We start from the raw sequence: 25,458 nt of genomic DNA, 5'->3' as shown, positions 1-25,458 counted from the left end.
CGACCAGTCAGGAGCTCAGCGGGTCACGGGCAGCGCGGCATCCCCTGCCGCGCCTGCCCCAGCCGTGGTCGCGTCGGCGTCACCGCGTGTCGCCACCGGCGCGAACCGCCGCCGCAGCAGCGCGCCGATCAGCACGCAGAGCAGGGCGGCACCGTAGGCGGCCTGCTGCACCGGCAGGGCCCCCTCTGCCAGATAGAGCACCTGGCCGGCGGCGGGCACCGCCAACCACTCCCAGCGTCCGTCGAGCGCGACCAGGGCCACCACGAGCAGCCCGTACCAGGGGTAGTTCGGCGCCACCAGCAGCAACGCCGAACCGGTCACCAGCAGCGCGCCGCTCCACGGGCGGGCCGGGTCGCCGCGCCGCAGCACCCCGAGGGCCACGGCGGCCAGGAGCAGGAACGCCGCTCCTGGTGCCAGGGAGTCGGGCAGCACCAGCCGCAGCAGGCCGAACCGCTCGATGTGGCCCTCGTCGTAGCCTTCCTCGCGCAGATAGCCCGGCAGGTAGCCCAGTACCCCGGTCCCGGAGGCGGCCAGGTAGGGCAGGTAGGAGACGGCGAAGGCGCCGAACGCCGCCGCCAGGACGACCAGGTCCCGCCGGGCCGGCCGGCGGGCCAGCACGCCGGACAACGCACCGGGCAGCGCCAGAGCCGGAAGCAGCTTGGTGGCGATGGCCCCGCCGAGCAGTGCGCCGCCGGCCCCGGCCCGCCGCCACCCCGGCCTGCGCCACCCGTCGCGGGGCCGGTCCGGCGCGCGCCGCTCCCCTTGGCGCCACGCGGCGCAGCCCAGGCCCGCGGCCATCAGCAGCGCGCCGAGGGTGTCGATGTGCGCGTCGTTGACCGACCACACGCTCACCCCCGGGCACCAGCCCCACAGCGCGGCCCGCCGGTCCCCGCCGCCGACCAGCAGCAGCACCGCCGTGGTGGCCACCGCCAGCAGGGCACCGGCCGCCTGCACCCCGCGGACGCCGCCGCCGAAGGGGTGCACGCCGAGGAACCACGCCTCCGCGACGGGCGGGTAGATGGTGTGCACGGCGGGCCGGTTGATCCGGGTGCAGTCGCCGGCCGCCGTCCTTCGCTCGTCCCACCCGGTGCAGCTGCCGGTCACCGGGAACAGTCCCGGATCCCGCAGCCGGGCGAGGACCGGAGCATCCGGCGCGTACGCGTACGGAGAGACACCGGCCGCCTGCACCCGGCCGTCCCAGACGTAGCGGTAGGCGTCATCACTGGTGCGCGGCGGCGCCAGCAGGCCCACCGCGGCGACGGCCGCGCTGCCCGCAAGCACCAGCGGCACGACGTGCCGGCCCGGCACCCGCCGCAGCACCAGCACGCTGATCGCGAACAGGGCGGCGTCCAGGGCGTACCAGGCGTACAGCGGGCTGCGGTCGGCGAGCGTGCCACCTCCCGCGACGGTCGCCGCCAAGGCGGCGACCAGGGCGGCGAGCGCGAGCAGGCAGGTCAGGACGCTACGGGTCGGCATCCGCCCACCCTGCCACCGGATCGGAGCCACCGACCGGATCAACAGGGCGACGTTCGAATTCCGTAAGGGGGCCCGCCGGCAGCGGGCCTGCGGACCCCCGGGCGGTCCGGGCCGGAGCCGTCAGCGCAACGGCGGTGACGGCCGGCTGCCCGGCCCCGTCCCGCGGGCCGAGCGGGAGCACGGGAACCCGGGCCCGGCGCCGCGTCGGCTCACCTCGCGCCGGACCCGGGCCGGGCCTCCGGTACGCCCGGCAGCCCGGTGGCGAGCCCGTCCAGAGCATGCGAGCAGACGCAGTCGCGGACGGCCGGCAGCCCCTCCAGGGCTTTGAACAGGACGCCGCGCAGCCGGTCGACGTTGCGGGCGAACTCCCGCAGCACCTCGGTGTGCGTGACGCCCTCGCCGCTCTCCACCCCGGCGTCCAGGTCGGTGACCAGCGCCAGCGAGGTGTAGCAGAGGCCCAGTTCGCGGGCGAGCACCGCCTCCGGGTGGCCGGTCATGCCGACCACCGACCAGCCGTTGGCCGTGAACCAGCGCGACTCCGCCCGGGTCGAGAAGCGCGGGCCCTCGATCACCACCAGGGTCCCGCCGTCCACCGGCTGCCAGTCGGCCGAGCGGGCGGCCTCGGCCACCGCCCGGCGCCCGGCCGGGCAGTACGGATCCGCCATCGACACGTGGACCACCTCCGGGACCGAACCGTCCGCCAGCGGCAGGCCGTCGTAGTAGGTCTGAGGCCGCCCCGAAGTCCGGTCGACGAACTGGTCGGGGACCACCAGCGTGCCGGGTCCGTACTCCGGCCGCAGCCCGCCGACCGCACACGGCGCCACCACCTGGCGCACCCCCAGCGCGTGCAGCGCCCAGAGGTTGGCCCGGTAGTTGATCCGATGCGGCGGCAGCCGGTGTCCCCGCCCGTGCCGGGGCAGGAACGCCACCTCGCGCCCCGCCAGCCGGCCCAGGAAGAGCGAATCGCTGGGCGGACCGTACGGCGTGTCGACCACCACCTCGCTGACCTCGTCCATCAGCGCGTACAACCCGGAGCCGCCGATCACCCCGACCTCCGCCTGTGCGTCCACGCCGTCCACCACCTGATTCATCGTCATGTCCTGACCCATTCGCCGGAGATGTCCCCTCACAGCTTAGGAGCGGCACACCCTTCGCCGGCGGTGGTCGACCTTACGATTCCCGAACGTCCACGCCCTGCCTACCGTCCTCCGCCTCCTGTCGCGTCCTATCGTCGTGCCGACGTGGCCGCCCCTGTGCACGAACGAAGGACGCCCCATGGATACCGATGACGGCGACGCCCGCCGACCGACCCCCCGCGACCTGCCGCAGCCCGCGCCGCAACCGGGACCGGAGCGGGAGCCCGCCGGCACTCCCGGGCTCGATGCTCACCAGGGCCGCGGCGGGGCGACCGCAGCAGACGGGCCGGCCGACGGCCGCCCCGGGCCCGCCGAGCCCACCCTCCCGAAGGAGAGCACGAGGACCGGGCGGCTTCGGACGGCGCTCGCCGCGGGCCCGCCGCCCGGCCCCGCGCGACCGGAGTTCTGGCGCAGTCCGCTGCGCGGGCCGTGGCTGACCGCGGTCCTCGGCCTGGTCCTGCTGGTCGGCATCACGGTGATGTTCGTGACCGGACTGCTCTCCTACGCCGCCTACAACCCGGACCTCGCGGCGGTCAACGACCAGACTCCGGACAAGGGCTGGCTGGGCTTCTACCTCTTCGCCTGGCCGACCGGCCCCAGCTGGCTCTACCGGCTCAACCAGGGTGTGCACGTCACCCTCGGCGTGGTGCTCGTCCCGGTGCTGCTGGCCAAGCTCTGGTCCGTCATCCCCAAGCTCTTCTCCTGGCCACCGGTCCGTTCACCCGCCCAGGGGCTGGAGCGGCTCTCGCTGCTGCTCCTGGTCGGCGGCGCGCTCTTCGAGTTCATCACCGGCCTGCTCAACATCCAGCTGCACTACATCTTCCCCGGATCCTTCTACACCCTGCACTTCTACGGCGCCTGGGTCTTCATCGGCGCCTTCGTCGTCCACGTCACCTTCCGCCTCGGACGGATGACCCGCGCCCTGCGCAGCCGCCGCCTGCGCACCGAACTGCGCACCCCCACCGCCGCCACCGTGCCCGAACCCCTCGACGACACCGGCCTGGTCTCCCCCCGACCGGCGAAGGCCACCCTCTCCCGGCGCGGCGCTCTGGGCATGGTCGGCGCGGGCTCCCTGGCACTCTTCGTGGTGACGGCCGGTCAGAGCATCGGCGGCGCGCTGCGCAGGACGGCCCTGCTCGCTCCACACGGGCAGAACCCGGGCACCGGGCCGAACGGCTTCCAGATCAACAAGACGGCCGCCTCGGTCGGCATCCGGTCTGCCGACATCGGCCCCGGCTGGCGCCTGACCGTCCGCGCACCCGGGCAGGAGCGCATCCTGACGCTGGACCAGGTGAGGCAGTTGCCGCAGAGCACCGCCGCCCTGCCGATCGCCTGCGTGGAAGGCTGGTCCACGCCCGACCAGCACTGGAGTGGCGTGCGCCTGAGCGACTTGGCGGCCCTGGTCGGACTGCACGACGACCTGCCCGAGGTCTTCGTCGAGTCCGTGGAGCGCGGCGGGTCCTTCAGCTCGACCGTCCTGCGCGACAACCAGGTCCGTCACCCGCACTCCCTGCTGGCCCTGCGCGTCAACGGCGCCGACCTCTCGCCCGACCACGGCTACCCGGCCCGGATCATCGTCCCCGCCAACCCCGGCGTCCACAACACCAAGTGGGTCACCCGCCTCACCTTCGGAGCCGACTCGTGACACGCCGCCGACCCTCCGACTCTCCGCCCCGCGTGCGGCCGAGCCGCGACGGCTCGCACCGCCGATACGGAGCCTCCCCCCTGCACCTGCTCCTCGTGCTCTGCTCCTTCGCCCTGGCCGGCTACGCCGGGATCCGGCTCCTGAAGGGCGAACCGGTCAAGGTCGCCCTGTGGTTCGTCGGCGCAGCCCTCGCCCACGACCTCCTGCTGCTTCCGCTCTACGCCTTCACCGACCGCGCCGTCCAAGCCCTCGCCAACCGCCTCGGCCGCCCTGGACGGCACTCGGGACTCCCGCAGGTCAACTACGTCCGCGTACCGGCGTTCCTCGCGCTGCTCCTGCTCGCCGTCTGGTACCCGCTCGTCCTGCGCCGCGTCCCCGATTACCACAACACCACCGGCCTCGATCCGGGCCCGTTCCTCGGGCACTGGCTCCTGATCACCGCCGTGCTGTTCGCGCTCTCGGCCCTGTGTCTGCTCATCGCGACGATCCGGCGCCGACCACCGGCACCGCGCCCCGTCAAGGCTTCCTGACCGCATACCACTGCTCGGTTCAGCGGGTGGGAAAGCCTTCGAGGAGGCCGTCCGGTCGACTGGGAGCCGCTCGCGAACGTCAGGCCGCTGGTCCGCGTCGCGGTGCCTTCCGACCTCGGCGCTTCAAGGTGACTGGCCTGTCCGTGCGGCTGACCGACGGTCCGCACGTCCGCCGGTGGCAGTCACGCTCTCGGCCGCGAGCGCGCCGCTGTCGCCGAACACACCCGCACCCTCGCCGCCGAACCCGCTGTCCGGTGAAGGGCCCTCAGGCGCCCGCGAGGTAGCGCTGCGGCGAGGTGCCGACGGTGCGGCGGAACGCCGCGAGGAAGGCGCTGGGTGTGGCGTAGCCGACCGCACGGGCGACCCTGGCGACGGGGTGCCCCTCGGCCAGCATCGGCAGCGCCGCCCGCAACCGCAGCTGGGTGCGCCAGTGGTCGAACGTCATGCCGGTGTCCTGGACGAAGATCCTGCTCAGCGTGCGACGACTGGTGCCGGTGGCGCGGGCGAAGCCGTCCAGGGTACGGGAGTCGGCGGGATCGGCGAGCAGGATCGCGGCCACCGCCCGGGCCCGGTCGTCGGTCGGGTCGGGCACCCGGATCGGGGTGCTGGGCAGCGGGTGGAGCAGGTCGAAAACGACCGCCTCGGCGCGTCGGCGGGCAGCCTCGGTCAGGTCCGACCGGCCGAGGTGCCGCAGGAGTTGGGCGAGCAGGTCGTCGACGGCCACCGCGACCGGTGCGTCCCACGTCAACGGGCAGTCGGCCGGCTCCAGATAGAGGCTGTGGAACACCGCGTCGCGGGTGGCCCCCGTGCGGTGCGGTACCCCGCTGGGTATCCAGAGCGCGCGTGTCGGTGGCAGCACCCAGGAGTCCTCGCCCACCTTCACCCCCAGCACGCCCTGCGCCGCCCAGGCGAGTTGGTGCCGCGAGTGCCGGTGCTCGTCGAGCCAGCGGGCGGTGGGAAGCGCGGAGGAGTTGACGACGATGGCGCCGACCGCCGGCGAGTCGCGCAAGGGAGAGAGCACCATGGTCGTCCTCGACGCGGCGACGCTCAACGCCCGCCTGGAACGGGCCGGCTTCGAGCGGGTCGAGTCGGATCACCAGCCCGGCGTCCGGATCACCTTCCTGGGCCACCGCCCGGCCTGAACCGGCGTCGGCTTCCCCGAACACCCCCGAACGTGCCGCCCCGCAACCGTCGAGGGCGCCACCGCACTCCCGCGCTGATGCCGACCGGCAGCGCGGCACCAGCGGATCCACTGACAACACCGTCTTCCGGAGGAACACCTTCGAGGGCCCGGGGCGGTGTGCTCCGCCCCGGGCCGGTGGCCGTACCCGGGTGCTACTCGTCGAGGTGGGCGAGGAGCAGGTTGGGGTCCTTGGCGGTGACGTAGGCGGCGCTCAGCACGTAGACGGTGTCGCCGCGCAGGGCGATGGAGGTGGGGTTCTGCAGGCCGTCGGCCGGGGTCAGCACGATGGAGTGGCTGCCGTCGCCCTGGACGAGCGCGACCTCGCTGGGGCCGTTGAGGGCGGCCAGCAGCTGGTCGCCGTGGCCGGTGAAGGCGAAGTCGTCGATCCCCGGCAGCCCAGTGGCCTCGGTGCGGACCTCGCCGGCCTGTCCGCCGGGCAGGATGGGGATGCGCAGCACGGTGCCCTTGTCGAGGTTGGTGGCCCAGAGCGCGCCGTTGTGGATCTTCAGGCCGTTGGCACCGAGGAATCCTGTGGAGGCCAGTTCGGGGGCGGTGGACCAGGCGGTGGGGGTGCCGCCGGCGGTGGGCACGCTCCAGATGGTGCCGAGTACGGAGTCGGTGGCGTAGAGGGTGCGGGTGTGCGGGTCCAGTGCCAGGCCGTTGGGCAGGCCGTCGGCGGGCAGTGCGGCGATCCGCTGCGGCTGGCCGCCGGGGCGCAGGCGCCACACGCCGGTCAGGTCGGCGGTGCCGGTGGCGTAGAGGAAGTACAGCGTCCCGTCGTGCGCACGGACGAGGCCGACGGTCAGCGGGAAGCCCAGGGCGGGGGTGTGGACACCCCCGTCGGCGGGCACGGGCAGGGTGGCCAGGATCCGGATGGCGCCGGTGCGGGAGACCTCGGCGATCTGGCGGCCCTCGGCGAAGGTGACGTACGCGGCGCCGCCCGGTGCCAGGGCGATGTTCTCCGGTGTCTGCCCCTTGGCCAGGTCGAAGTGCACGGCGATCCGTGCGCCGCTCAGCGGCGCGCAGGCGGCCGACGCCGACGTCGGAGTGAGTGTGGCGGCAGCAGCCGCGACGACAACGGCCGCCGACAGAGCGGACGTGGAAAGCTTCTTGAACATGGTTCCTTCACTGTTTTCGGGCATGCGCCAGCAACGCGCCGACGCACGGGTCGGGAAAGCCTGGATTCTGCTCGGGGGTCATGCGACCCCGGGGCTGTTCGCGGCACCGGCCGGTCGTCGGCCGAAGCCTGAGCAGGACACAGCTGCTCGCAGGTGCCGGCCGAGCGCCCGGTGACGTTCTGTGTGAGGTCAGGCGGCGTCGACCGGCGAACCCGTCCGCGCCGGATCGGCCGCGACGGTGCTCCCGGTGACGGCCTGGGCGAGCAGGGCCAGCGCGGCCCGCGAGGACGAGCCGGCCTCCGTAGTGGCGACCACGACGCTTGGACCCGGTCCATGACTGAGCGTCTGCTGGATCACGCTCAGCGAGCCGACCAGCGGGTGCCGCATCTCGTAGCCGGCGACGGTGCACGCCGTGACCCGGTGGTCGGCCCACATCGAGGCGAACTCGGCGCTCTTCGCGCTCAGTTCACCCAGCAGCGCGTGCAGCGCCGTGTCCTGCGGATACTGCGCCGCCACCAGGCGCAGACTCCCCACCACCGCCCTGGCCTTGCTCGGCCAGTCCGCGTACAGCTCGCGGGTGTGGCGGTCGAGGAAGACCAGCCGGGCCATGTTGGGACGCTGCGCCGAGGTGTCCGGGGCGCCGGGGTCCAGGTGCCCGGCGAACAGCGCGTGGCCCAGGCGGTTCCACGCCAGCACGTCGCTGCGCCGGCCGAGCACGATGGCGGGGACGTCGGCCAGCACGTCCAGCAACTGGCCCGCCGCCTGCGTCACCCGCTCCGGCGCGGGCCGCCGACCCCGAGTGCGGGGCCGGTCCACCCGGACCAGGTCGTGCAGGTACCGCCGCTCGGACTCGTCCAGCCGCAGAGCGCCGGCGATGGCCTCCAGCACCTCGGGCGAGGCGCTCAACGACTGCCCCTGCTCCAGCCGCGTGTAGTAGGAGGCACTCACCCCCGCCAGCAACGCCAACTCCTCACGCCGGAGCCCCGGCACACGCCGACGCTCCCCGTAGGTGGGCACCCCGACATCCTCGGGACGCACCTGGGAGCGCCGCGCCTGCAAGAACTCCCCGAGCTGCGATTTTCCGGTCATGGATCGAGTATGGGTCGGCTCGGCGGACGTAACCTGCCCCAGCTGTGGATAGGCACCAGCCGGTCTGGCTCCCCGGCAGGGCTGGTGGTGTCGTGGGGGTCGCCGAGATCCGGCACCACCCCGCACACACCCAGGAGGTCGCCTTGAGCGCCGCCATCAGTGAACACGATCTCTTCGCGGCTCTGGACGCGTCAGGCTTCGCCTTCACCAGACGCGCATGGGTCGATGCCGGACCCGCCCGGGTCTACGACCTGGTCAGTGACGTCTCCGCGATCGGCCGCTGGAGCCCCGACGCGACCGATGTCACGTTCGACCAGGGCGCCGGGCCCCGGGTCGGCGCCTGGTTCAGCGGACGCAACCACAGGGACGGCAGGCAATGGACCACCCGCTCCCAGGTCGTACGAGCCGACCCGGGCGACGCCTTCGCCTTCGTGGTCGGCGGCGCCGAAGACGGCATCGTGCAGTGGAGCTGGACCTTCCACCCCCAGGGACGCGGAACCCTCGTCGAGCAGTCCTGGCAACTCCTGCGCCTCGACCCCGTGCTGGGCACCACCCGCGGCGACCTCGACGCACTGCGCGACCACATGGCGAACAGCGTCGAAGCCACCCTGATCTCCCTCGCCCAATGGATCGCCGAAGAGTGAGGTTCCGGGTACGGCCTCGGCGAGGGTGCCAGGCGCGAGCGACCGACGGCTCAGCGGTGCTCGGGGTTCTCGAAGTCGAAGCGGCAGCCGGCGTCCCACTCGGAGCGCTGGTTGCCGTGGGCGGGGATGCCGCCGGCGTCCTTGAGGAGTCGGGCCAGGTGGAGGAGGTTCCAGGTCATGAAGGTGGTGTTGCGGTTGGTGAAGTCGTTCTGCGGGCCGCCGGAGCCCTGGTCGAGGTAGGACGGACCGGGGCCGGCCTCGCCGATCCAGCCCGCGTCCGCCTGCGGCGGGATGGTGTAGCCGAGGTGCTGGAGGCTGTAGAGGACGTTCATCGCGCAGTGCTTCACGCCGTCCTCGTTGCCGGTGATCAGGCAGCCGCCGACGCGACCGTAATAGGCGTACTGGCCGGCCTCGTTGAGCAGCGAGGAGCAGGAGTAGAGGCGCTCGACGACCCGCTTCATGACGGAGGAGTTGTCACCCAGCCAGATCGGGCCCGCCAGGATCAGGATGTCGGCGGCCATCACCTGGCTGTAGAGCACCGGCCACTCGTCGCTCTGCCAGCCGTGCTCGGTCATGTCGGGCCAGATGCCGGTGGCGATGTCGTGGTCGACGGCCCGCAGGACGTCGACCGGGACGCCCTGGCGCTCCAGGATGCCGCGGCTGACGTCGATCAGGCCCTGCGTGTGGCTGCGCTCGGGCGAGCGCTTGAGCGTGCAGTTGATGATCAGGGCGCGCAGGTCGGTGTAGCTGGTCGTGCTCTCGGTGTCCGGCATTCGGCTGCGTTCCGTCCTCGGCGGCGGGCATGGGTTCGCCTCCACTCCACCAGCCGGGGCGCGGCGGCGCAGGCCGGGCTGGGCCGGATGCGCGCTGCGGGGAGCGCAGTTCGGCCGTGCGGTCAGCCCCGCCCGGCGTCGCCCTCCCCCGGCTGACGGTCGGTGAGGAGGTCGGCCAGCCGCCGGGCGGTGTCGGTGGGGAGGGTGGGGTGGATGAGCTCCGTGCGGTGGACCAGGCGGGGTGCGGCGACCGGGACGGCCGCGACGGCGGGCAGGGTGGCGGCCAGCGGGAGGGGCAGGGCAGTGAGGCCGTGGCCCGCGGCGGCCAGGGCCGCCAGGCCGTGCAGGTCGGTGCCGCGGTGGCGGATCCGGGGGCGGAAGCCGTCGGCGCGGCAGACGGCGCGCAGTTGGTCGAGCGGGATCGCGGTGTCGGGGGCGTCGATCCACTGGGCCTGGGTGAGGTCGGTCAGGCGCACCGAGCCGCGGTCGGCCAGGGGGTGGCTGCGGGGGAAGAGCACCGCCAGGGTCTCCTCGGCCACGCCCAGCGTGGTGGTGGAGCCCAGGTAGGGCAGCGGGAGCGGGTCGCTGGGGGCGGCGGCGCCGTCCAGCAGGCCGACGTCGGCACCGCCGGTGAGCACCTGCTCGATCACCGCCTCCCGGCCGAGCACCCGTACCTCCAGGTCCAACGGGTGCGTGGCGGTGTGCAGTCGGGCCAGGGCCTGCGCGACGGCGGGGCCGAGCGCGGCGGGCGTGTGGGCGAGGGTCAGCCGGGCGGGGCGGACGTCGTACACCCGCGCGACGTCGGCGCGGGCCGCGTCCAGGAGCAGCAGCAGGGCGGGGGCGTGTTCCATCAGCCTCGCGCCGGCCGGGGTGGGGGCCACCGGCCGGCGCTCGATCAGCCGGGTGCCCAGGTCGCTCTCCAGCGCGGCGATGTGCTGGGAGACGGCCGACTGGGTGTAGCCGAGCGCCGCCGCGGCGGTGGAGAAGGAGCGGTGTTCGAGGACCGCGACGAAGGTCCGCAGCTGATTCGGGTTCATGTGTATCAGCATCCCTTATCCGGAGTGCAGAAATCATCGTTGGACCTGATGCCCGACGGGCCGCCAGGATGGCTGCCATGAACCACACCGCACGTATCGCCCTCGTCGGGGACCGCTCCGACGCCGTCCGCTCGCACGCCCGCGTCCCCGGTCTGCTGGAGGCGCTGCGCGTCCGCGAGGGGCTGGACCTGGACGCCTACTGGATCCCCACCGAGGACGCCCACCAGGGACTCGACGGCTTCGACGCGATCTGGGTACTGCCCGGCAGCCCCTACCGCAGCGAGGAGGGCGCGCTGGCCGCGATCCGCACGGCCCGCGAGAACGGCATCCCGTTCCTGGGCACCTGCGGCGGCTTCCAGCACGCGCTGCTGGAGTTCGCCCGCAACGTCTGCGGCCTCGAGAGGTCCGGCCACGCCGAGAACGACCCGGCGACCGCCGACGAGGACGCCGTGATCGTCCCGCTGCCCTGCTCGCTCGTCGGCCACGAGGGCACCGTCCGGGTCGCCCCCGGCTCCCGGGTCGCCCGGCTGCTCGGCGCGGACCGGATTCAGGCGCGGTACCACTGCAACTACGGGGTCGGCCCGCACCACCTGGACGTGCTGCGCGCGCACGGTCTGGCCTTCCCCGGCAGCGACGAGTCCGGCGAGGTGCGGATCGCCGAACTGCCCAGCCACCCCTTCTTCCTGGCCACCCTCTTCCAGCCCGAGCTGCACGGGGACGGCACCCGGGCCCACCCGCTGATCACCGCGCTGGCCGTGGCCGCCGCCGACCACGCGGGCGCCCGATGAGCGCGCGTCCCGTGCTGGGCCTGGCCGGCGCCGCCGTCCGCGCCTGGCTGCGCGCCTGCACGGTGCCCGAGGCCCACGCCACGAGCCCGCTGGCCACCTTCCCGGAAGCAGCGCTCGGCGCCGCGCGGGCCGGCACCGCGCGGGCCGGCGCCGCGGGCGTCGGCACCCCGGGGTCCGCCACGTACCGGCCGTGACGCGGGGCCGACCACCGCCCGGGCAAGACCCGGGGCGAGGGCCGATGTCCGGAAAACCCACCGGGCCGTCCGCATCGCCCCTCGGCCCGGCCCCCGCCCCGCGCCTACCGTCGAGCTATGACCGAGCCCCTGAGCCCCGAAGACCTGGCCGCCTACCGCGAGAACGGCTTCCTGCTGGTCAGGAACCTGATCAGCAAGCAGGAGGCGCGAGCGCTGCGGGAGGAGTGCCACGCGCTCGCCGCCCGCCTCAGCTCCGACGCCGACCCGACCTGGGCGAGCGCGCGCACCGTCGCGGGCGCGTCCGTCGGCCGCACCACCCTCAAGCACGCCCACGACACCCAGTTCCACTCGGCCGCGTTCGCCCGCCTGCTGGTCGACCCCCGGTTCACCGACGTCGCGGCGGCGCTGCTCGGCGGGCCCAACGTCCAGCTGCACCACACGAAAATGTTCATCAAGCCGCCGGAGACCGGCTCGCCGTTCCCGCTGCACCAGGACCACCCCTTCTTCCCGCACGCCGGGCACTCCGTCGCCGCCGCGGTCTTCCACTTCGACGACGCGCCGGAGGAGAAGGGCTGCATCAGGGTCGTCCCCGGCAGCCACCGGGGCGGACCGCTGCCCCACGTCGAGGAGGGCAGCTGGCACCTGCCGCCGGACAGCTGGCCGCTCCAGGACGCCCGGCCCTGCCCGGCCGAAGCCGGCGACGTGCTGTTCTTCAGCTACCTCACCGTGCACGGTTCGGGGCTGAACACCTCGGACGAGGCCCGCACCACCTGGCTGGTACAGTTCCGCGATCCGGCGGACCGGCCCACCGCGGACGAGCACACCTGGTCCCTGGGCCAGGGCATGATCCTGCGCGGTATCGACCCCACCGCGCGCAGGACGGACGCGTACGCGACGGACGCGCACAGGGCGGACGCGCACAGGGCGGACGCGCGCAGGGCAGAGGGGACGGAGAAGCCGCAGTGACCGGACTGGCCCGGGCGGGTGCCGCCCTCCCCCTGCTGGGCGGTGTGCGGCTGGGCGTCACCCTGGCCGGACGACGGGTCGAGTTCGCCGACTGGGGGTTCTACCCGCCCGAGCCGTGGCGCAACTTCTGGCACAGCCACTCCTACTTCGAGCTCTGCTACGCCTACGCCGGGCACGGCACCTTCCGGACCGGCGGACAGCAGCACCCGGTGCGAAGCGGCGACCTGTTCGTGGCCCGCCCCGGCGACGTCCACGAGATCACCACCGACGCGCGCGACCCGCTCGGCATCGTCTTCTGGTCCTGGACGATGGTCCCCGAGCGAGCCACTCCCGAGCGAACCGCCCCCGAGCGCGGCCCGCGCGGCGCCGATCCCCACTCCCCCGACACGCTCGCCCTGCTGGACGCCTTCGCGACCGGCCCGCGCCGGATCGTCCCGGCCGGTGGGACCCCGCTCCCCCGGCTGCTGGTGACCCTCGCCGAGGAGGCCGCCGCCCCGGGCCCCGGCAGCGCCGAACTGCTGACCGCGCTCGGCTCGGCGCTGGTGCTGGGCTGCGCCCGCGCCCTCACCGACCGGCCCGCCGCCGTCCCCCGCCCGGCCCCCGCGCCCGGCGGGCGGGCGGCGGCGGCCGTGGCGCGGATGACGCGCTACCTCGACGACAACTTCGACCGCCCGGTCCGGGTGCGCGACGTCGCCGCCCAGGTCCACCTGAGCGAACGTCACGCGGCCCGGCTGTTCCACCAGGCGACGGGCCGCACGATCCTCGGCCACCTGACCCGCTACCGGCTCGGCGTCGCCGCGCAGCGGCTGGCCGATCCCACCCTGCGCCCGCTCTCCGTCGCAGCCATCGCCCGCTCCTGCGGCTACCCGGACGCCCGGCACTTCAGCACCGCCTTCCGGCGGCACTGGGGCGTGCTCCCGACCCAGGTGCGGGCCCAGGGCGGCACCAGGCAGCTGGTGCCGCGTCAGGTCGGGGCCATGACGGGGCCGAAGGCTGGGGAAGCCGCGCGCTGATCCGACAAGATCGCCCGGACAGGCCCTGGTACGGCAACGGTGGTCACTGTGACGGGGCTTCAGCTCTCGGACTGTGGCCCCGTCTCCTGTCGTGGCTGGTCCGGGCCTGGTGTTGGCGTCGGCGGTACCGTTGGGACCCGTGCAGGACGTGGTCGATGCTGCGGCGGGCGGGCCGTGTGAGACTGCTGATCAGTCGGCGGGAGGACGCCGGCGCGCAGGGTTCCTGCGCTGATCGTGACGACTGCGCTGACCGCGCCGGCCCTTCTGCCACGCCGAGAACTCGGCCCGAGCGCGGAGCCCTCACTGCCGGACGGGGCACTCCTGCTGCCGGGCATCGACGGCCGGCCGCGGCTGAGTGCGGGCGAGGTCGGCAAGCCGGCGCAGGCGGTCGGCGCTGACCGGCCCCGGTTCGGCGCTCACCGCCACGAGTTGCTGTTCACCCTCGCCGGACAGCCGCAGGGTCTCGTAGTCCACCGTCAGATCGCCCACCACGGGGTGGTGGTAGCGGATCCGGCCGTGTCCGGGTTCAGCCACCTCGTAGCGAGGCCACCAGTGCGGAACTCAGGGCTGCGGCTGGACAGATCGGCCACGAGCCGGTCACTGGCCGCAGTTCGACCTGCACGGCCCCGGCGGCGTCCGGGCCTGGGTCGTCAATTTCCGCCGCGCATTCCCCGACGTGGACGACCGGGTCGTCGAGCAGGTCAGCGAGGGGGACGTCGTGTTCACACGGGTCCGGGTCACGGGCACCCAGCTCGGTCCGTGGCTCGGCACACCACCGAGCGGCCGCCGCGCCGACTTCACCGCGCTGGGAATCGACCGGTTCCGTGGTGACAGAGTCATCGAACGCACAGCCCTGTTCGATGTGACCGACGTGATGCGACAGCTCGGGCACGAGTCCCTCCCCATCCTTCCCTCGGCCCGGCAGTCGGTCACGGTCACCGACCTCGACACCCGACACCAGGGCGAGCCGACACGAGGAGCCAAGCATCTCCGCTGCGAACGCCTCCGAGCCCCGCCGGTTTCCGAGACCGCGCCCGTGCCCGAGGACCCGCCGCGCCCCTGATCAGCCGGGGCCCGCCAGCAGGGTCCACGGCTCGGGGCGGGCCAGCGCGAGACGGGGTTTGCGGGCGGCCCAGTAGCGGACGGAGGCGGCCAGCACCTGGGCCGGGTCGCTGACCGGGCGGGTGGGTTCGAAGGGGCGGGTCATGCTGGTGTAGCTCTGGAACATGGCCAGCAGCTTGACGGCCTGGCTCTGGAAGGGCGAGAGGTACTGGTCGGCCAGTGGGAGGAAGAAGCGGTTCCAGGTGTCGCCGGAGACCAGCGGCGGGCGCTCGATGGGGGCCGCGCCCTGGGCGGTGCGGCACTCGTTGAGGGTGGCGCAGATGACGTCGAGCATCGCGTCCAGGGTCAGGCTCGCGTGGCCGGCGGCGACCACCTCGGTGCGCGGGTGCTGCGGGGGCGGGCCGAGGACGGCGGCGGCGATCACCTCGGCGACCTCGTCCACGGGGCTGATCTCGGCGTAGCCCGCCGGATCGCCGACCACCACGGCGGCCAGCCCGGAGACCAGCGCCTGGAAGATCGTGTAGGGGCCGGAGAACCGGGCGATCTCGCCGCTGCCGCGCCGGCCGACCACCAGCGGCGGGCGGACGAGGGTCAGCGGGCCGGGGTGCTCCTCCCGGGCGATCTGCTCGCACCGCGCCTTGGACCACTCGTAGCCGTTGCGGTAGCCCTCGAACTCGGCGCCGCGCAGGTCCTCGGGGTTGCGCACGCCGCCGACGTAGGCCGTCGAGACGTGGACCAGGTGGGTGTCCCGGCCGGCCAGGGCGAGGACGGCCCGCAGCGGGTCGATGTTCGCGGCGATCGCCTCGGGCCGGGTGAGCGTCCAGCGGGTGCTGGCCGCCGCGTGCACGATCACGTCCCAGTGGCCGCCGAGCGCGGCGGGCGGCGGCTCCTCGCCGATCCGCCAGCGCACCAGCGGGTCGTCCGCCGGGCGCCGGGCCACCCGGACGAGGGTGTGCTCATGGTCGTGGGCGGCGGCGTGCAACCGGTGCACGAGTTCGGTACCGATCACTCCGGTGGCGCCGGTGAGGAGGACTCGCATGGCTTGGCCTGTTCGTCGTCAGGGTCGGGTGGTCGGGATCGAGGGATCGTGGGCGTCGGGGCCGGGGTGGTCGGGGGCGGGGTCGGGGCCGCCGCAAGCGGCGGGCCTCAGGGCGCGGGCGCGAGCACCAGGCAGGCGTTCTGGCCGCCGAACCCGAAGGAGTTGGAGAGCACATGGGCCGGCGCGACGCCGCGCGGAGTCCCGCCGACCAGGTCGACCAGGTCGGCCTCCGGGCTGGCGGTGAGGTTGGCGACCGGCGGCACCAGGCCGCGCGCGGCGCAGCGCAGCGCGAGTGCGGCCTCCAACGCGCCCGAGCCGCCGATCAGATGGCCGGTGACGCCCTTGACGGCGGTGACCGGCGGCGACTGGCCGGCGAAGCAGCGGTGGATCGCCCGCGCCTCGGCCCGGTCGTTGAGCACCGTCGAGGTGCCGTGCGCGTTGACGTGGCCGATGTCCGTCGGGGAGAGCCCGGCGTCGGCGATGGCCAGGCGCATGCAGCGGGCGGCCACCTCGCCCTCCTCGTGCGGGGCGACGATGTGGTAGGCGTCGCAGTTCTCGGCGTACCCGGCGATCTCGCCGTGGATCACGGCGCCGCGCGCCCGCGCCGCGTCCCAGCGTTCGAGGACCAGGACGGTCGCGCCCTCCGCCATCACGAACCCGTCGCGGTCCGCGTCGAAGGGACGGCTGGCCTGCGCGGGGTCGCCGTTCCTGGTGGACATCGCCCGCATCCGGGCGAAGGCGCCCATCACGACGGTGCTGACCGCCGAGTCGACCCCGCCGGCCACCGCCACGTCGAGTTCGCCGTAGCGGATCTTCCGCGCCGCCTCGCCGAGCGCGGTGGTGCCGCTGGCGCAGGCGCTGGCATAGGTGGTGCAGGCGCCCTGGAAGCCGTAGCGCAGGGCCAGTCGGCAGGCGGGCGAGTTGGCCATGGTGCGGGGCACCGTGTGCACCGGCATGTCCCTGGGCCGGTCCGCGTGGCTGATGGTGACGGCCTCCATGCTGGGCAGGCCGCCGATACCGGTGCCGATCTGGACGCCCACCCGGTCGGCCGGCTGGTCGGCGGGCAGCCCGGCCTCGGTGACGGCGTCGGTCGCCGCGCAGAGCAGCAGCTGGGTGGTCCGGTCGATCTGCCGTGACTCGCGCCGGGTCAGGTAGGCGTCGAGGTCGAACGGCGGTACCAGGCAGGCGAAGTGCACCGGCAGGTCGTGCTCGACCAGCCGTTCGACCCGGGCTGCGGTGGACCTGGCGGCCAGCACCGAGGCGAACGCGGTGTCCAGGTCGTTGCCGGCCGGGGACTTCACACCGATGCCGGTGACGGCGACCCGGTGACCGCCGGAGGGGTGGCGGCCGCTCACTGCGGGACCGCCAGCCGGTGCTGCAGCAGATCGATGGCGTGACCGACGTTCTGAGCTGCCGTCAGGTCCTGCAGTTCGATCCGAACCTTCAGGGTGCGTTCCAACCGGGCCCCGATCTCCATGAGTTCCAGGCTGTCGATCCCGTAGTCGTCCAGCAGGCTGGTCCGCTCGTGCACCTCGTCGGGCTCGGTGCCGAGCACGTCCGAGATCACCGTTCTGACCGTCAGGGCCAGTTCCTCGCGAGTGGGCAATGTGGTCGTTCCTTCCGCCGCGTCGTGCGGCAGTTGCGCCCGGTGGCGTCAACCGGCGCTGGTCACCGGCACGGTGCGCTCGGCCACCGCGATCGCGGCGTCGAGGATGCCGGCCGCCTGAGCGACGTCGGCCGGGGTACTGACCAGTGGGGGCAGCAGGCGCACGGTGGTCGGGCTGCTCAGGCAGGGCGAGACCAGCAGCCCCGCGCCCGCCAGCTCGACCACCACCGAGCCGGCGGCCTGCGGCGAGCAGAAGTCGATCCCGCGCAGCAGCCCGCGTCCGCGCACCTCGCGCACCACCGCGGGATACCGTTCGCGCAGGCGCTCCAGCTCCTCGTCCAGCGCTGCGGACAACATCCGCCCGTGCTCGGCCAGTTCCTCGATCACGGGCAGCACGGCGGGGAGCACCGCGCAGGCCAGCGGGTGGCCCCCGAAGGTGGCGGAGTGCAGGAAGGGATCGGCGGCCAGCGGGGCGTACATGCGTTCCGAGCAGAGCAGCGCCGACAGCGGCAGCACACCGCCGCCCAGCGGCTTGCCGAACAGCACCGCGTCCACCGGCAGGCCGTCGGCGAGGGCCACCGAGCGCTCCCCGCACCGGCGCAGTCCGCACTGGATCTCGTCGGCGATCACGAAGCTGCCGTGCCGGGCGGCGTCCTCGCACCACTGGCGCAGCACGCCGGTGGCCAGCGGGACGGCGCCGTTCTCGCCCTGCACCGGTTCGAGGACGACGGCGGCGACCTCGCCGCCGGCCACCTCGCGCAGCACCGCTGCCGGGTCGTCGGCGTCGACGTGGACCACGTCCGCCCGGCAGCCGAGCAGGCCGGCCCGGTAGAGCGGATGGTGGGTCAGCGCGAGTGCGCCGAGCGACTTGCCGTGGAAGCCGCCGCGGACCGCCACCACCCGTCCGCGCCCGGTGGCCAGCCGGGCGAGCTTGACCGCGACCTCCACCACGTCGGCGCCGTTGAGTCCGAAGTAGACCTTGGGCAGCGCGTCGCCCAGGTAGGCCGAGAGGCAGGCGGCGGCCTCGGCCGCGACCGGGTTGGCCAGGCTGCGGGTGGAGGTCGGCATCGCGTCGAGCTGCCGGCGCACCGCCGCGACGGCCGCCGGGTGGCGGTGCCCGAGCAGGGTGACCGCGTAGGAGCCGAAGTCGAGCACGGTGCGGCCGTCGGAGAGCGTCACCCGGCAGCCCTCGGCGTGCTCCTCCACCGCGCCGCGCCCGGCGAAGTTCCCGGTCAGCGCGAGCTTCGGGGACAGGTGGCGGCGCAGCCGGTCGAAGGCCTCGGCGGCGCGGGCCTGGCCGGTCCGCGGGGCGCCGCTCACCGCAGCGCCTCCGAACCGGACAGCGGCCGAGCCGTGGCCTCCTGGACGGACGGATCACCTGCCGGCGGCCCGCCGAGCAGCCGCTGCTCCAGGGCCGCGAGCATCTGCGCCGCGTTCTCCCGCAGTGCGTCCGCCGCCACCGGGTTGAGCATCTGCGCCAGAAGCGGGATGCCGATGTCGAAGTCCACGTGCAGCGAGACGGTGCTGCCGCCGGGCGGCGCGGGCCGCACCGCCCAGTGTCCGGCGAACTCCCCCAGGTCGCCGCTGAGCTGCTCGAAGTCGAAGCGGCGCGCCTGGTGGTCGATCAGCTCGGTCTCGGTCCAGCACAGCACCGATCCCTTGAGCCGCACCGACCAGGCGGTGGTCCGGTGGCTCTCGTCGGGCTGGTCGACGATCTCGACCGAGTCGACGCTCTCCATGCACTCCGGGTAGCCCAGCACGTCCACCACCGCCGCCCAGGCCTGCTCGGGTGGCACGGCGATGCGCAGATCCACTTCAACGCGTGGCATGACGCGACCTTTCCTCGTGGCGTTCGTCTTCCGGGGCCGGCCCGGGGGCGACCGGGGCAGCAGCAGGGGCAGGGGCGTTCGGGCCGAGCGCCTCGGCGAGCGCCGCGCCCAGTGCCCGGGGCAGCAGTCGCCGCAGCACCGCGCGCGGCAGCGGGCGGACGTGGGTCATCGCGTACCACTGCTCGACCAGCTCGCAGCCCAGTTCGAGCTTGGGCTGGTAGGCGGTCTGGGCGAAGCGGATGTGCCGGCAGCCGGCCGCGATCGCCAGGCGGATCGCCGCGTAGTGCACGTTGTGGTAGAGCCGCGCCTCGTGGGCGAGCCGGTAGTCCAGGCCGATCCGGGCGCCGGTGGCCCCCGAGCCCGCGAAGAGGCAGAGCAGGAAGGCGACCGGCCGCTCCCCCTCGAAGCAGACCACCAGGCGGCGGCGCAGCCCCTCCCCGCCCTGCACGGCGGCCCAGAACGCGGTGTCGAGCAGGTCGAGCGTCTGGTCGGCGCGGTCCATCACCTGCCGGTAGAGGCAGTGGAGTTGCGGCAGCAGGTGGCCGAACTCGTCGAGCACCTCGATCCGCAGCTCGGTCCGGGCCTCGAACTTGCGGATCTTGCTGCGGGCGTTGCGCCGCGGCTTGGCCGGCAGTGCGGCCAGGTACTCCTCGAACGAGCCCTGGGCGAGGCGCAGTTCGGTGTCGGGCAGGCTCGGCACGAGGAAGAAGTCGGCGGCTCGCAGCGCGGTGCGCAGCGGGTCCAGGTCCGCCGGGGCGAAGTCCTTGAACACCACCGTGCCCAGCCGCTCGCGCCGCGCGAAGTCGAGCACCGCCGCCACCAGCTTCCGGGCGGCCTCCTCGCCGAGCTCTCCCGGGGCCAGCACGTGCCCCTGGCCCAGCAGGTTGCCGCAGAAGAGCATCGGCACCCGCAGCAGCCGGGGCGCCAGCCTGCGCACCGGGGCGAGCAGTCGCCGCTCGCGCGGCCCGACGACCCGGTCCAGCCGCAGGTCACGGAACAGGCAGAGCGGCAGGACGGCTGTCAGCACACCGTCCTGACGGAGTGTCAGGTAGGCGTAGCCGCTGGGCCCGACGCTGCTGCACTCCAGCGCGGTGAAGACGCCGCGGGCCCACATCGGGTCGTCGGCGGGGGCCAGCCGCTCCCAGTCCCCGGGCGGCAACTCATCGATGCTGTGCAGCAGTTCGATGTGGCAGCCCGGCTCTTCGGCGGTACTCCTGGTCGGCTGCACCGGCTCAGCCGATCCGCAACGGATGACCGTCCAGGAAGTCCCGCAACGGGCGGGCCATCCGGCTGCGGGCGGGCGGGTGGAAGGTCAGTCCGACGGCGGCCGAAGCCAGGTACGAGCCGTCCGGGGAGCCGATGAACGCCATGCCGCCCAGCGCCGCCAGGCAGGTCCTGGTGGTACGCGCGATCGCGTCCTGCGCCGCGTAGCGGGCGGTCAGCGCCTGGACCAGCAGGGCGTCGTTCCACTCCTCGTCCGCCATCGCGCGGGCGACGGCTTCGACCGCGAGCATCGCTGCCTCGATCGCGACCAGATAGGGGGTCGGATCGTCCTGCGTGCCACCCGGGCGCAGCAGGGTCCGCTCCACCAGCGCGCTGGCCACCCCCAGGTAGCCGGCCGTCAGCAGCACCTCGAACCAGAGGAAGCCCGCGACGTTCAGCGCATCCGGCACGGCGTCGGCGGTGACCTCGGTGGGCACCACCATCTGCGGGTCCAACTCGACGTCGGTGAGCACGACTTCGTCGCTCTCGGCACCCGCCAGGATCGGCGTGCCCCAGAACGGGCGCACCGTGATGCCCGGGGTGCCGGCGGGGACCAGGGCGACGCCGAGCCGGTCCACGCCGTCCTCGCCGCGCAGCACGACCGAGCAGGTCAGCAGGTCCATCGACCGGGAGAGGCTGCACGGCATCTTGCTGCCGTTCAGCACGATCACCTCGCCGCGCCGCTCGGCGGTGATGTGCGGGCTCAGGATGTTCTGGCCCGGGCGGCCCTCGGCGAACCCGGAGGCGACCAGCATCCGGTCCTTCGCGATGGCCTCCAGCAGCAGCCCTTCCAGGCCGTTGCCGTAGCGGGCGGCCTCGACCAGCCCGGCGATCGAGAAGTGGTGCATCGTGGTGGCCACCGCGAGCGAGGGGCAGCGGGCGCCCACCGCGCGCTGCACCCGGACGGCCTGCAGCGCGCTCGCCCCCGAGCCGGCGTTGTCCGTGGGCACCAGCAGTCCTGGTCCGCCGGCCTCCCGGAACGCCTGGATCGCCGGGCTCGGCGAGCTCTCCAGTTCGGCCAGCGAGTACCGCGCGAGGTCCTGGTCCAGGCCGGGCATGAGCGCTTCGAGTACGGCACGTTCGCGATGCAGGAAGTTCACGGGCACGTCCTTCGACGGGAGGGCGGTACAGCGGTGGCTCAGGATGCCGAACGGTGGCTCAGATGCCGAACGGTGGCTCAGGGGCCGGGCGCCGGCTCGGGCGCCCGGCGGCCTAGCCGGTGGCGGCCAGCGGCAGCACGTCGAACGAGCGCAGGGCGGCCGACTCGCGCCGCACCGGCGCGCCGGCCAGGGCGAGCGCGGGGAACCTCGCGAAGAGCCGCTCCAGCAGCACGGACCCCTCCAGCCGGGCCAGCCCCGCGCCGAGGCAGTAGTGCGCCCCCGCGCTGAAGCTGAGCACCCGGACGTCCGCACGCCGTACCAGGAACGCGTCCGGGTCCCGATAGCGCGCGGGGTCGCGGTTGGCCGCGCCGAGCACCGTGGTCACGCTGCCGCCCGCCGGGACCTTCGTACCGCCCAGCTCCATCGGGCGGGCGGCCAGCCGCTCGGTCATCAGCACCGGCCCGTCCCAGCGCAGCGACTCCTCGACCGCGCCGGGCAGCAGCGCGGGATCGGCGCGCAGCAGGGCCAGCTGGTCGGGGTGGGTCAGCAGGGCGAACACCGCCGTGCCGAGCAGGCCCACGGTGGTCTCGAAGCCGGCCACGAAGACCAGCAGCAGCAGGTCCACCAGCTCCTGCCCGCCGAGCGGCGGCTCGGCGGGATCCGGGTGGGCCTGCAGGCTGGAGGCCAGGTCCTCGCCCGGGCGGGCCCGCCGCTGCGCCAGCAGGTCGGCGAAGTACGCGCGCAGCTCCAGCACCGCCTGGTCGGCGCGCTGCCAGTCCGCCGCCGTGCGCACCGGCTCCAGCAGCCGTGCGGCCCCACGCCCCAGCCGGTGGAACCGCTCCTGGTCCGCCCGGGGGACGCCGATCACCTCGCCCACCACGGCGACCGCCAGCGGATAGCCCACCAAGGCCTGGAAGTCCGCCGCACCACCGTGCGCGGTGGCATCGGCGAACCGGTCGAGCAGGGCGTCGACGTGCCCGGCCACGGCCGCCGCCAGGGCCGCGACCCTTCTGGCGCTGAACGCCCGCTGCACCGGCCGGCGCAGCCGTTCGTGCCCGGGCCCGTTCGTGCCGAGGAGCGAGGAGTAGAAGAAATCCGCCGCCGGGTGCCCCGTCCAGTCCGGCCGCTCCCGCAGCAGCCAGTCCCGGTCGGGCACGATGAACCCGGGATCGCTCAGCGCGGCCTGGCAGTCGGCGAAGCGGGTCAGGAAACGGGTGTCCAGATTTCCCTGCCGCCAGTGGAAGACCGGAGCGATCTCGCGCAGCACCGCCAGCGACGCATACGGGCCGTGGCCGCTGTCCGGGGCGAGTGCCGCGGCCAGCGCGGCCTCGGCACTCGCCGGACCGTCCAGCAGACCGTTCACGGGGCTGTTCAATGCGCTCGCTCGCCTTCAACTGCGGCTGTGCACGACGAATTCACGGACATTGGTCGTTCACCAACGTCCGGAAATGGAGCCTACACCTGAGGCCGCAGAGCACACCAGGAAACATATGCTCGAAGAGAGAATCCGATGATATATTAGGAAGGCATTTCCGCATCATTCCTATGATCTCATCCGCGACTTTCCTGCACAGCCATCGAACGCATGCGCGGACCACTCGGAAATGCTGTCCGGGAATCCGATTCGCTCGCGCAATCGGGCGGCCGAGGTCCAGCCCCGGCCGCGGCTGAGGCGGGCCAACCGAGGCGGGCCAGGAGCGCCGCCGTGGCCGCGGGACCGGCGCGGTACGGAGCACCCTCCCGGATGCCGTAGAGTTGAGGAACCGACGCGGGGTGGAGCAGCTCGGTAGCTCGCTGGGCTCATAACCCAGAGGTCGCAGGTTCAAATCCTGTCCCCGCTACGAACGTGAGGGCCCGGCAGTCGCCGGGCCCTCACTGCGTTGCCGACCAGGCGACCAGGCGCCCCGGCTGCTACCGGGCGTCCGGCTCGAAGGTCCGCAGCAGCCGCCCGTCCCGGTCGTAGAGGGTCACCGTGCTGGGCAGTTGCTTCCCGGCGCTCTCGAAGTGCTCCCGGATCCGGGCGATCACCCCGGGGAGGGTGGCGTCGAGGCCGGCCGGCACCGGTGTGGCGGGCTGCCAGTGCATCGTCAGTTCCCAGTGGCGGCCTCTGCCACTGCTGCGCGGTGCGGTGGGCTCGGCCTCCAGGGACAACTCGTCGAGCAGGTCGAGGATGAGGTTCATGTCGCCGCCGTCGATGTGCGCGAAGTTCTCTTCCACCAGGATCTCAGCCATGCCCGCTCCGTACCCTGATACCCGCAGGGACCAACCCTGAGGAGCCCAACCCCTGAAGAGCCCAACCCTGATGAGGCCGGCCCTCGGCGTCAGGCGCCCGTCGACGCAGCCGCCGGGACGACCACCACCGCGTCGCCCACCGGGCGCTCGCCGGTGGCGTCGGAGGGCCTGCTGACCAGGCCGCCTGCCACGGACATGGCCGAGGAGCCGCCGCCGTCGAGGTTCATGGCCGCGACCACGCCGAGCGACCGCAGGGCCTTGGCCTCCTCGTCCAGGCTCAGGCCCTGGCTGTAGCCGGGCTCGCGGCCGTCGGCCTCCAGCAGCACCAAGCGGCCCTGACCGTCCTTGCCGATCACCGTGCGCGGGTTGCGCCGGATGCCCCAGCCGTAGAAGTACGACGGGTCGCCCGGGTGCGCCACGCCGTCGGCGACCGGGTCGATGACCTCGTGGCCGCCTTCGAGCAGCTGCGGGCCGCCGTTGACCACCGAGTCGTGCGGGCCGAAGGTGACCGGGCGGCCGTGCTCGTCGGTCACCCGGGTCTGCAGGGTGACCTGCTGACCGACCTGCACGGCGCCGGCCAGCCAGCCGGCCTCGGTGCCGATCGACTGCAGCACCGAGTCGCCGGCCGGTACCGCCGCCCCGTCGCGGGCACCGAGGGAGACCACCCGGCCGCTCGCGTCGAGGACCGCCTGCTCGCCCGGTCCGGTCGGCGGGGCGGCACCGAACTCCGGGGTGAGCAGCACGGATTCGTTCGCGTTGGTGCAGGTGACGTCCATCAGCGGCTTGCCGGTGGGCTGCTCACCGGGGTGGCCGCAGTCCCGGATCAGTCCGGCGGGCCGGTTCAGCCCCTGAATGGTGTGCCGGGTGCCACCGGCCGAGACGCTCAGCCGCGTGGTCAGCTTGGCGAACTGCAGCTGCCTGCCGCCGTCGCGCAGGATGGCCGTGATGCGGCCGTCGGTGCTCTCGCGCAGCACCTTGCCGTTCTCCACCACCATGCCCGCCGACTCGCCGGGCGTTCCGTCGCTCGGGCTGATCACGAAGAAGCCGCCGTTCACCGCCGCCAGCGCGCCCGCGGCGGTGGCCAGTTGGCTGGTGGTGCGGCGCCCGGTCATGGTGCCGCCGTGGGATTCCGCGATCGTGCCCTTGAACTGCTCCGGGTCGATGACCAGTTCGTGCAGCACCCAGGGTCCGTCGGCCTGGGTGCTGTCCATCCCGGTGTTGAGGGTGGAGGTGGCGTAGCCGAGCTTCGCGAGGGTGCCCGCGAGCACCGTGGCCGAGGGCTGGTCGGCGAAGGCCCCGACCCGCACCACGTAGCCCTGCGGACCGCCCGCGAAGTCCTTGAAGGCCGGGCTGTCCTGCTCGCTGACGGTCGGGGCATAGCCGGCGGCGGTCAGCTTGGCGGCGATCGCCTCGGCGTTGGCCCGGCTGCCGAGCACCGACTGCGGGGTGTCGGGGTCCAGGGTGGGCGGCACCACACCGGTGGGGACCGCCACGTCGACCGTCCAGTGGTCGGCCGGCGAGACCCTCCCCCGCACGATGGTGGTCAGGCTCACCCCCGGGGCGATCCGCTGGACGCTGCGGGTCTCCGGCAGACCGGCGGCGCCCAGCGGCAGCCCCCGGTGGCCGGCGGCCCGCTCCGGCGCCGCGGCGACGGTGAACGGTGCGATCAACACCAGCAGACCGGCGAGTACGCCCTGGCGCCGCGACATACCTGTGGACATCGTTCTCCTCTGCC

Annotated in this window: 24 protein-coding genes, 1 tRNA gene and 2 pseudogenes; 9 read left to right on the top strand and 18 right to left on the bottom strand. The window is 73.8% G+C overall.

The annotated features are described in order from the left end of the window. Positions 1-15: 15 nt before the first annotated feature. Positions 16-1,476, bottom strand: a complete 1,461-nt coding sequence (locus tag OG500_RS36395) for a hypothetical protein (protein WP_327071152.1) — start codon at positions 1,474-1,476, stop codon at positions 16-18. Positions 1,477-1,685: 209 nt separating this feature from the next. Further along, positions 1,686-2,567 (bottom strand): S-methyl-5'-thioadenosine phosphorylase, encoded by an 882-nt coding sequence (locus OG500_RS36390; RefSeq protein ID WP_327071804.1) that lies wholly within the window; start codon positions 2,565-2,567, stop codon positions 1,686-1,688. A gap of 184 nt (positions 2,568-2,751) precedes the next feature. Between OG500_RS36390 and OG500_RS36385 the strand changes: the two genes are divergently transcribed. Next, a complete protein-coding gene (locus OG500_RS36385) occupies positions 2,752-4,257 on the top strand; it encodes a molybdopterin-dependent oxidoreductase (RefSeq protein WP_327071151.1) in 1,506 nt (501 codons plus the stop codon). A 32-nt stretch (positions 4,258-4,289) separates the two neighbouring features. Further along, positions 4,290-4,787 carry a hypothetical protein gene (locus OG500_RS36380; protein ID WP_327071150.1) on the top strand — a complete coding sequence of 166 codons (498 nt, stop codon included), beginning with the start codon at positions 4,290-4,292 and terminating at the stop codon, positions 4,785-4,787. A 265-nt stretch (positions 4,788-5,052) separates the two neighbouring features. On the opposite strand, the gene OG500_RS36375 is transcribed toward OG500_RS36380, so the two are convergent. The 3 genes from OG500_RS36375 to OG500_RS36365 all read right to left on the bottom strand — a co-directional run bounded on the left by OG500_RS36375 (position 5,053) and on the right by OG500_RS36365 (position 8,177). Next, positions 5,053-5,811 carry an AraC family transcriptional regulator gene (locus OG500_RS36375; protein ID WP_327071149.1) on the bottom strand — a complete coding sequence of 253 codons (759 nt, stop codon included), beginning with the start codon at positions 5,809-5,811 and terminating at the stop codon, positions 5,053-5,055. Positions 5,812-6,122: 311 nt separating this feature from the next. Beyond that, positions 6,123-7,088 carry an SMP-30/gluconolactonase/LRE family protein gene (locus tag OG500_RS36370; protein ID WP_329586765.1) on the bottom strand — a complete coding sequence of 322 codons (966 nt, stop codon included), beginning with the start codon at positions 7,086-7,088 and terminating at the stop codon, positions 6,123-6,125. Positions 7,089-7,277: 189 nt separating this feature from the next. Next, positions 7,278-8,177, bottom strand: a complete 900-nt coding sequence (locus OG500_RS36365) for a helix-turn-helix domain-containing protein (RefSeq protein WP_329586760.1) — start codon at positions 8,175-8,177, stop codon at positions 7,278-7,280. 143 nt (positions 8,178-8,320) lie between these two features. Between OG500_RS36365 and OG500_RS36360 the strand changes: the two genes are divergently transcribed. After that, on the top strand, positions 8,321-8,821 hold the full coding sequence (locus OG500_RS36360) for an SRPBCC family protein (RefSeq protein WP_329586757.1): 501 nt from the start codon (positions 8,321-8,323) through the stop codon (positions 8,819-8,821). Positions 8,822-8,871: 50 nt separating this feature from the next. Here the strand turns inward: OG500_RS36360 and OG500_RS36355 are convergent, their stop codons facing one another. Together OG500_RS36355 and OG500_RS36350 are read right to left on the bottom strand one after the other, a co-directional pair. Next, a complete protein-coding gene (locus tag OG500_RS36355) occupies positions 8,872-9,594 on the bottom strand; it encodes a flavodoxin family protein (protein WP_327071145.1) in 723 nt (240 codons plus the stop codon). 122 nt (positions 9,595-9,716) lie between these two features. Continuing rightward, on the bottom strand, positions 9,717-10,631 hold the full coding sequence (locus tag OG500_RS36350) for a LysR family transcriptional regulator (protein ID WP_329586752.1): 915 nt from the start codon (positions 10,629-10,631) through the stop codon (positions 9,717-9,719). Positions 10,632-10,699: 68 nt separating this feature from the next. Here OG500_RS36350 and OG500_RS36345 point away from each other — a divergent pair, with 68 nt between their 5' ends. The 4 genes from OG500_RS36345 (at position 10,700) to OG500_RS36330 (ending at position 13,592) form a co-directional block, all read left to right on the top strand. Next, on the top strand, positions 10,700-11,419 hold the full coding sequence (locus OG500_RS36345) for a CTP synthase C-terminal region-related (seleno)protein (RefSeq protein ID WP_442907111.1): 720 nt from the start codon (positions 10,700-10,702) through the stop codon (positions 11,417-11,419). After that, positions 11,416-11,613, top strand: a complete 198-nt coding sequence (locus tag OG500_RS36340) for a hypothetical protein (protein ID WP_327071142.1) — start codon at positions 11,416-11,418, stop codon at positions 11,611-11,613. The genes OG500_RS36345 and OG500_RS36340 overlap by 4 nt, the downstream gene beginning before the upstream one ends. Positions 11,614-11,730: 117 nt before the next feature. Continuing rightward, positions 11,731-12,579, top strand: coding sequence for a phytanoyl-CoA dioxygenase family protein (locus OG500_RS36335; protein WP_329586747.1), 849 nt, complete (start codon positions 11,731-11,733; stop codon positions 12,577-12,579). Next, positions 12,576-13,592 (top strand): AraC family transcriptional regulator, encoded by a 1,017-nt coding sequence (locus tag OG500_RS36330; RefSeq protein WP_329586745.1) that lies wholly within the window; start codon positions 12,576-12,578, stop codon positions 13,590-13,592. Before OG500_RS36335 ends, OG500_RS36330 begins: the two co-directional genes overlap by 4 nt. 300 nt (positions 13,593-13,892) lie before the next feature. Here the strand turns inward: OG500_RS36330 and OG500_RS36325 are convergent. Continuing rightward, positions 13,893-14,135 (bottom strand): annotated as a pseudogene (locus tag OG500_RS36325) (MmyB family transcriptional regulator); the annotation flags it as partial. A gap of 67 nt (positions 14,136-14,202) precedes the next feature. Between OG500_RS36325 and OG500_RS36320 the strand changes: the two are divergent. Continuing rightward, a pseudogene (locus tag OG500_RS36320) lies at positions 14,203-14,655 on the top strand (ester cyclase); the annotation flags it as partial. Here OG500_RS36320 and OG500_RS36315 read toward each other — a convergent pair. The 8 genes from OG500_RS36315 to OG500_RS36280 form a co-directional block, all read right to left on the bottom strand. Beyond that, positions 14,656-15,693 (bottom strand): SDR family oxidoreductase, encoded by a 1,038-nt coding sequence (locus OG500_RS36315; RefSeq protein ID WP_329586743.1) that lies wholly within the window; start codon positions 15,691-15,693, stop codon positions 14,656-14,658. A 107-nt stretch (positions 15,694-15,800) separates the two neighbouring features. Further along, positions 15,801-17,048 (bottom strand): beta-ketoacyl-[acyl-carrier-protein] synthase family protein, encoded by a 1,248-nt coding sequence (locus OG500_RS36310; RefSeq protein ID WP_329586740.1) that lies wholly within the window; start codon positions 17,046-17,048, stop codon positions 15,801-15,803. After that, the gene (locus OG500_RS36305; RefSeq protein WP_327071137.1) at positions 17,045-17,299 is read right to left on the bottom strand and encodes an acyl carrier protein; all 255 of its coding nucleotides are present in this window, start codon (positions 17,297-17,299) and stop codon (positions 17,045-17,047) included. The genes OG500_RS36310 and OG500_RS36305 overlap by 4 nt, the downstream gene beginning before the upstream one ends. A 48-nt stretch (positions 17,300-17,347) precedes the next feature. After that, a complete protein-coding gene (locus OG500_RS36300; protein ID WP_329586737.1) occupies positions 17,348-18,619 on the bottom strand; it encodes an aspartate aminotransferase family protein in 1,272 nt (423 codons plus the stop codon). Next, a complete protein-coding gene (locus tag OG500_RS36295; RefSeq protein ID WP_329586735.1) occupies positions 18,616-19,128 on the bottom strand; it encodes a type II toxin-antitoxin system RatA family toxin in 513 nt (170 codons plus the stop codon). The genes OG500_RS36300 and OG500_RS36295 overlap by 4 nt, the downstream gene beginning before the upstream one ends. Next, on the bottom strand, positions 19,115-20,356 hold the full coding sequence (locus tag OG500_RS36290; protein WP_329586732.1) for a GNAT family N-acetyltransferase: 1,242 nt from the start codon (positions 20,354-20,356) through the stop codon (positions 19,115-19,117). Before OG500_RS36290 ends, OG500_RS36295 begins: the two co-directional genes overlap by 14 nt. Positions 20,357-20,360: 4 nt before the next feature. Further along, positions 20,361-21,491 carry an acyl-CoA dehydrogenase family protein gene (locus OG500_RS36285; RefSeq protein WP_327071133.1) on the bottom strand — a complete coding sequence of 377 codons (1,131 nt, stop codon included), beginning with the start codon at positions 21,489-21,491 and terminating at the stop codon, positions 20,361-20,363. A gap of 112 nt (positions 21,492-21,603) precedes the next feature. Beyond that, complete coding sequence (locus OG500_RS36280) at positions 21,604-22,866, bottom strand: cytochrome P450 (RefSeq protein ID WP_329586724.1); 1,263 nt, start codon at positions 22,864-22,866, stop codon at positions 21,604-21,606. 392 nt (positions 22,867-23,258) lie between these two features. Here OG500_RS36280 and OG500_RS36275 point away from each other — a divergent pair. Beyond that, positions 23,259-23,332 (top strand) — tRNA-Met (locus OG500_RS36275). A 70-nt stretch (positions 23,333-23,402) separates the two neighbouring features. Here OG500_RS36275 and OG500_RS36270 read toward each other — a convergent pair. Then, complete coding sequence (locus OG500_RS36270) at positions 23,403-23,723, bottom strand: hypothetical protein (protein WP_329586721.1); 321 nt, start codon at positions 23,721-23,723, stop codon at positions 23,403-23,405. Positions 23,724-23,812: 89 nt separating this feature from the next. Next, positions 23,813-25,444, bottom strand: coding sequence for a phosphodiester glycosidase family protein (locus OG500_RS36265; protein WP_329586718.1), 1,632 nt, complete (start codon positions 25,442-25,444; stop codon positions 23,813-23,815). Between the last annotated feature and the right edge of the window lie 14 nt (positions 25,445-25,458).

Source organism: Kitasatospora sp. NBC_01250, from assembly GCF_036226465.1.
Lineage (GTDB): Bacteria > Actinomycetota > Actinomycetes > Streptomycetales > Streptomycetaceae > Kitasatospora.
Note: the sequence above shows the minus strand (reverse complement) of the source record. Positions and strands in the feature narration are given on the sequence as shown.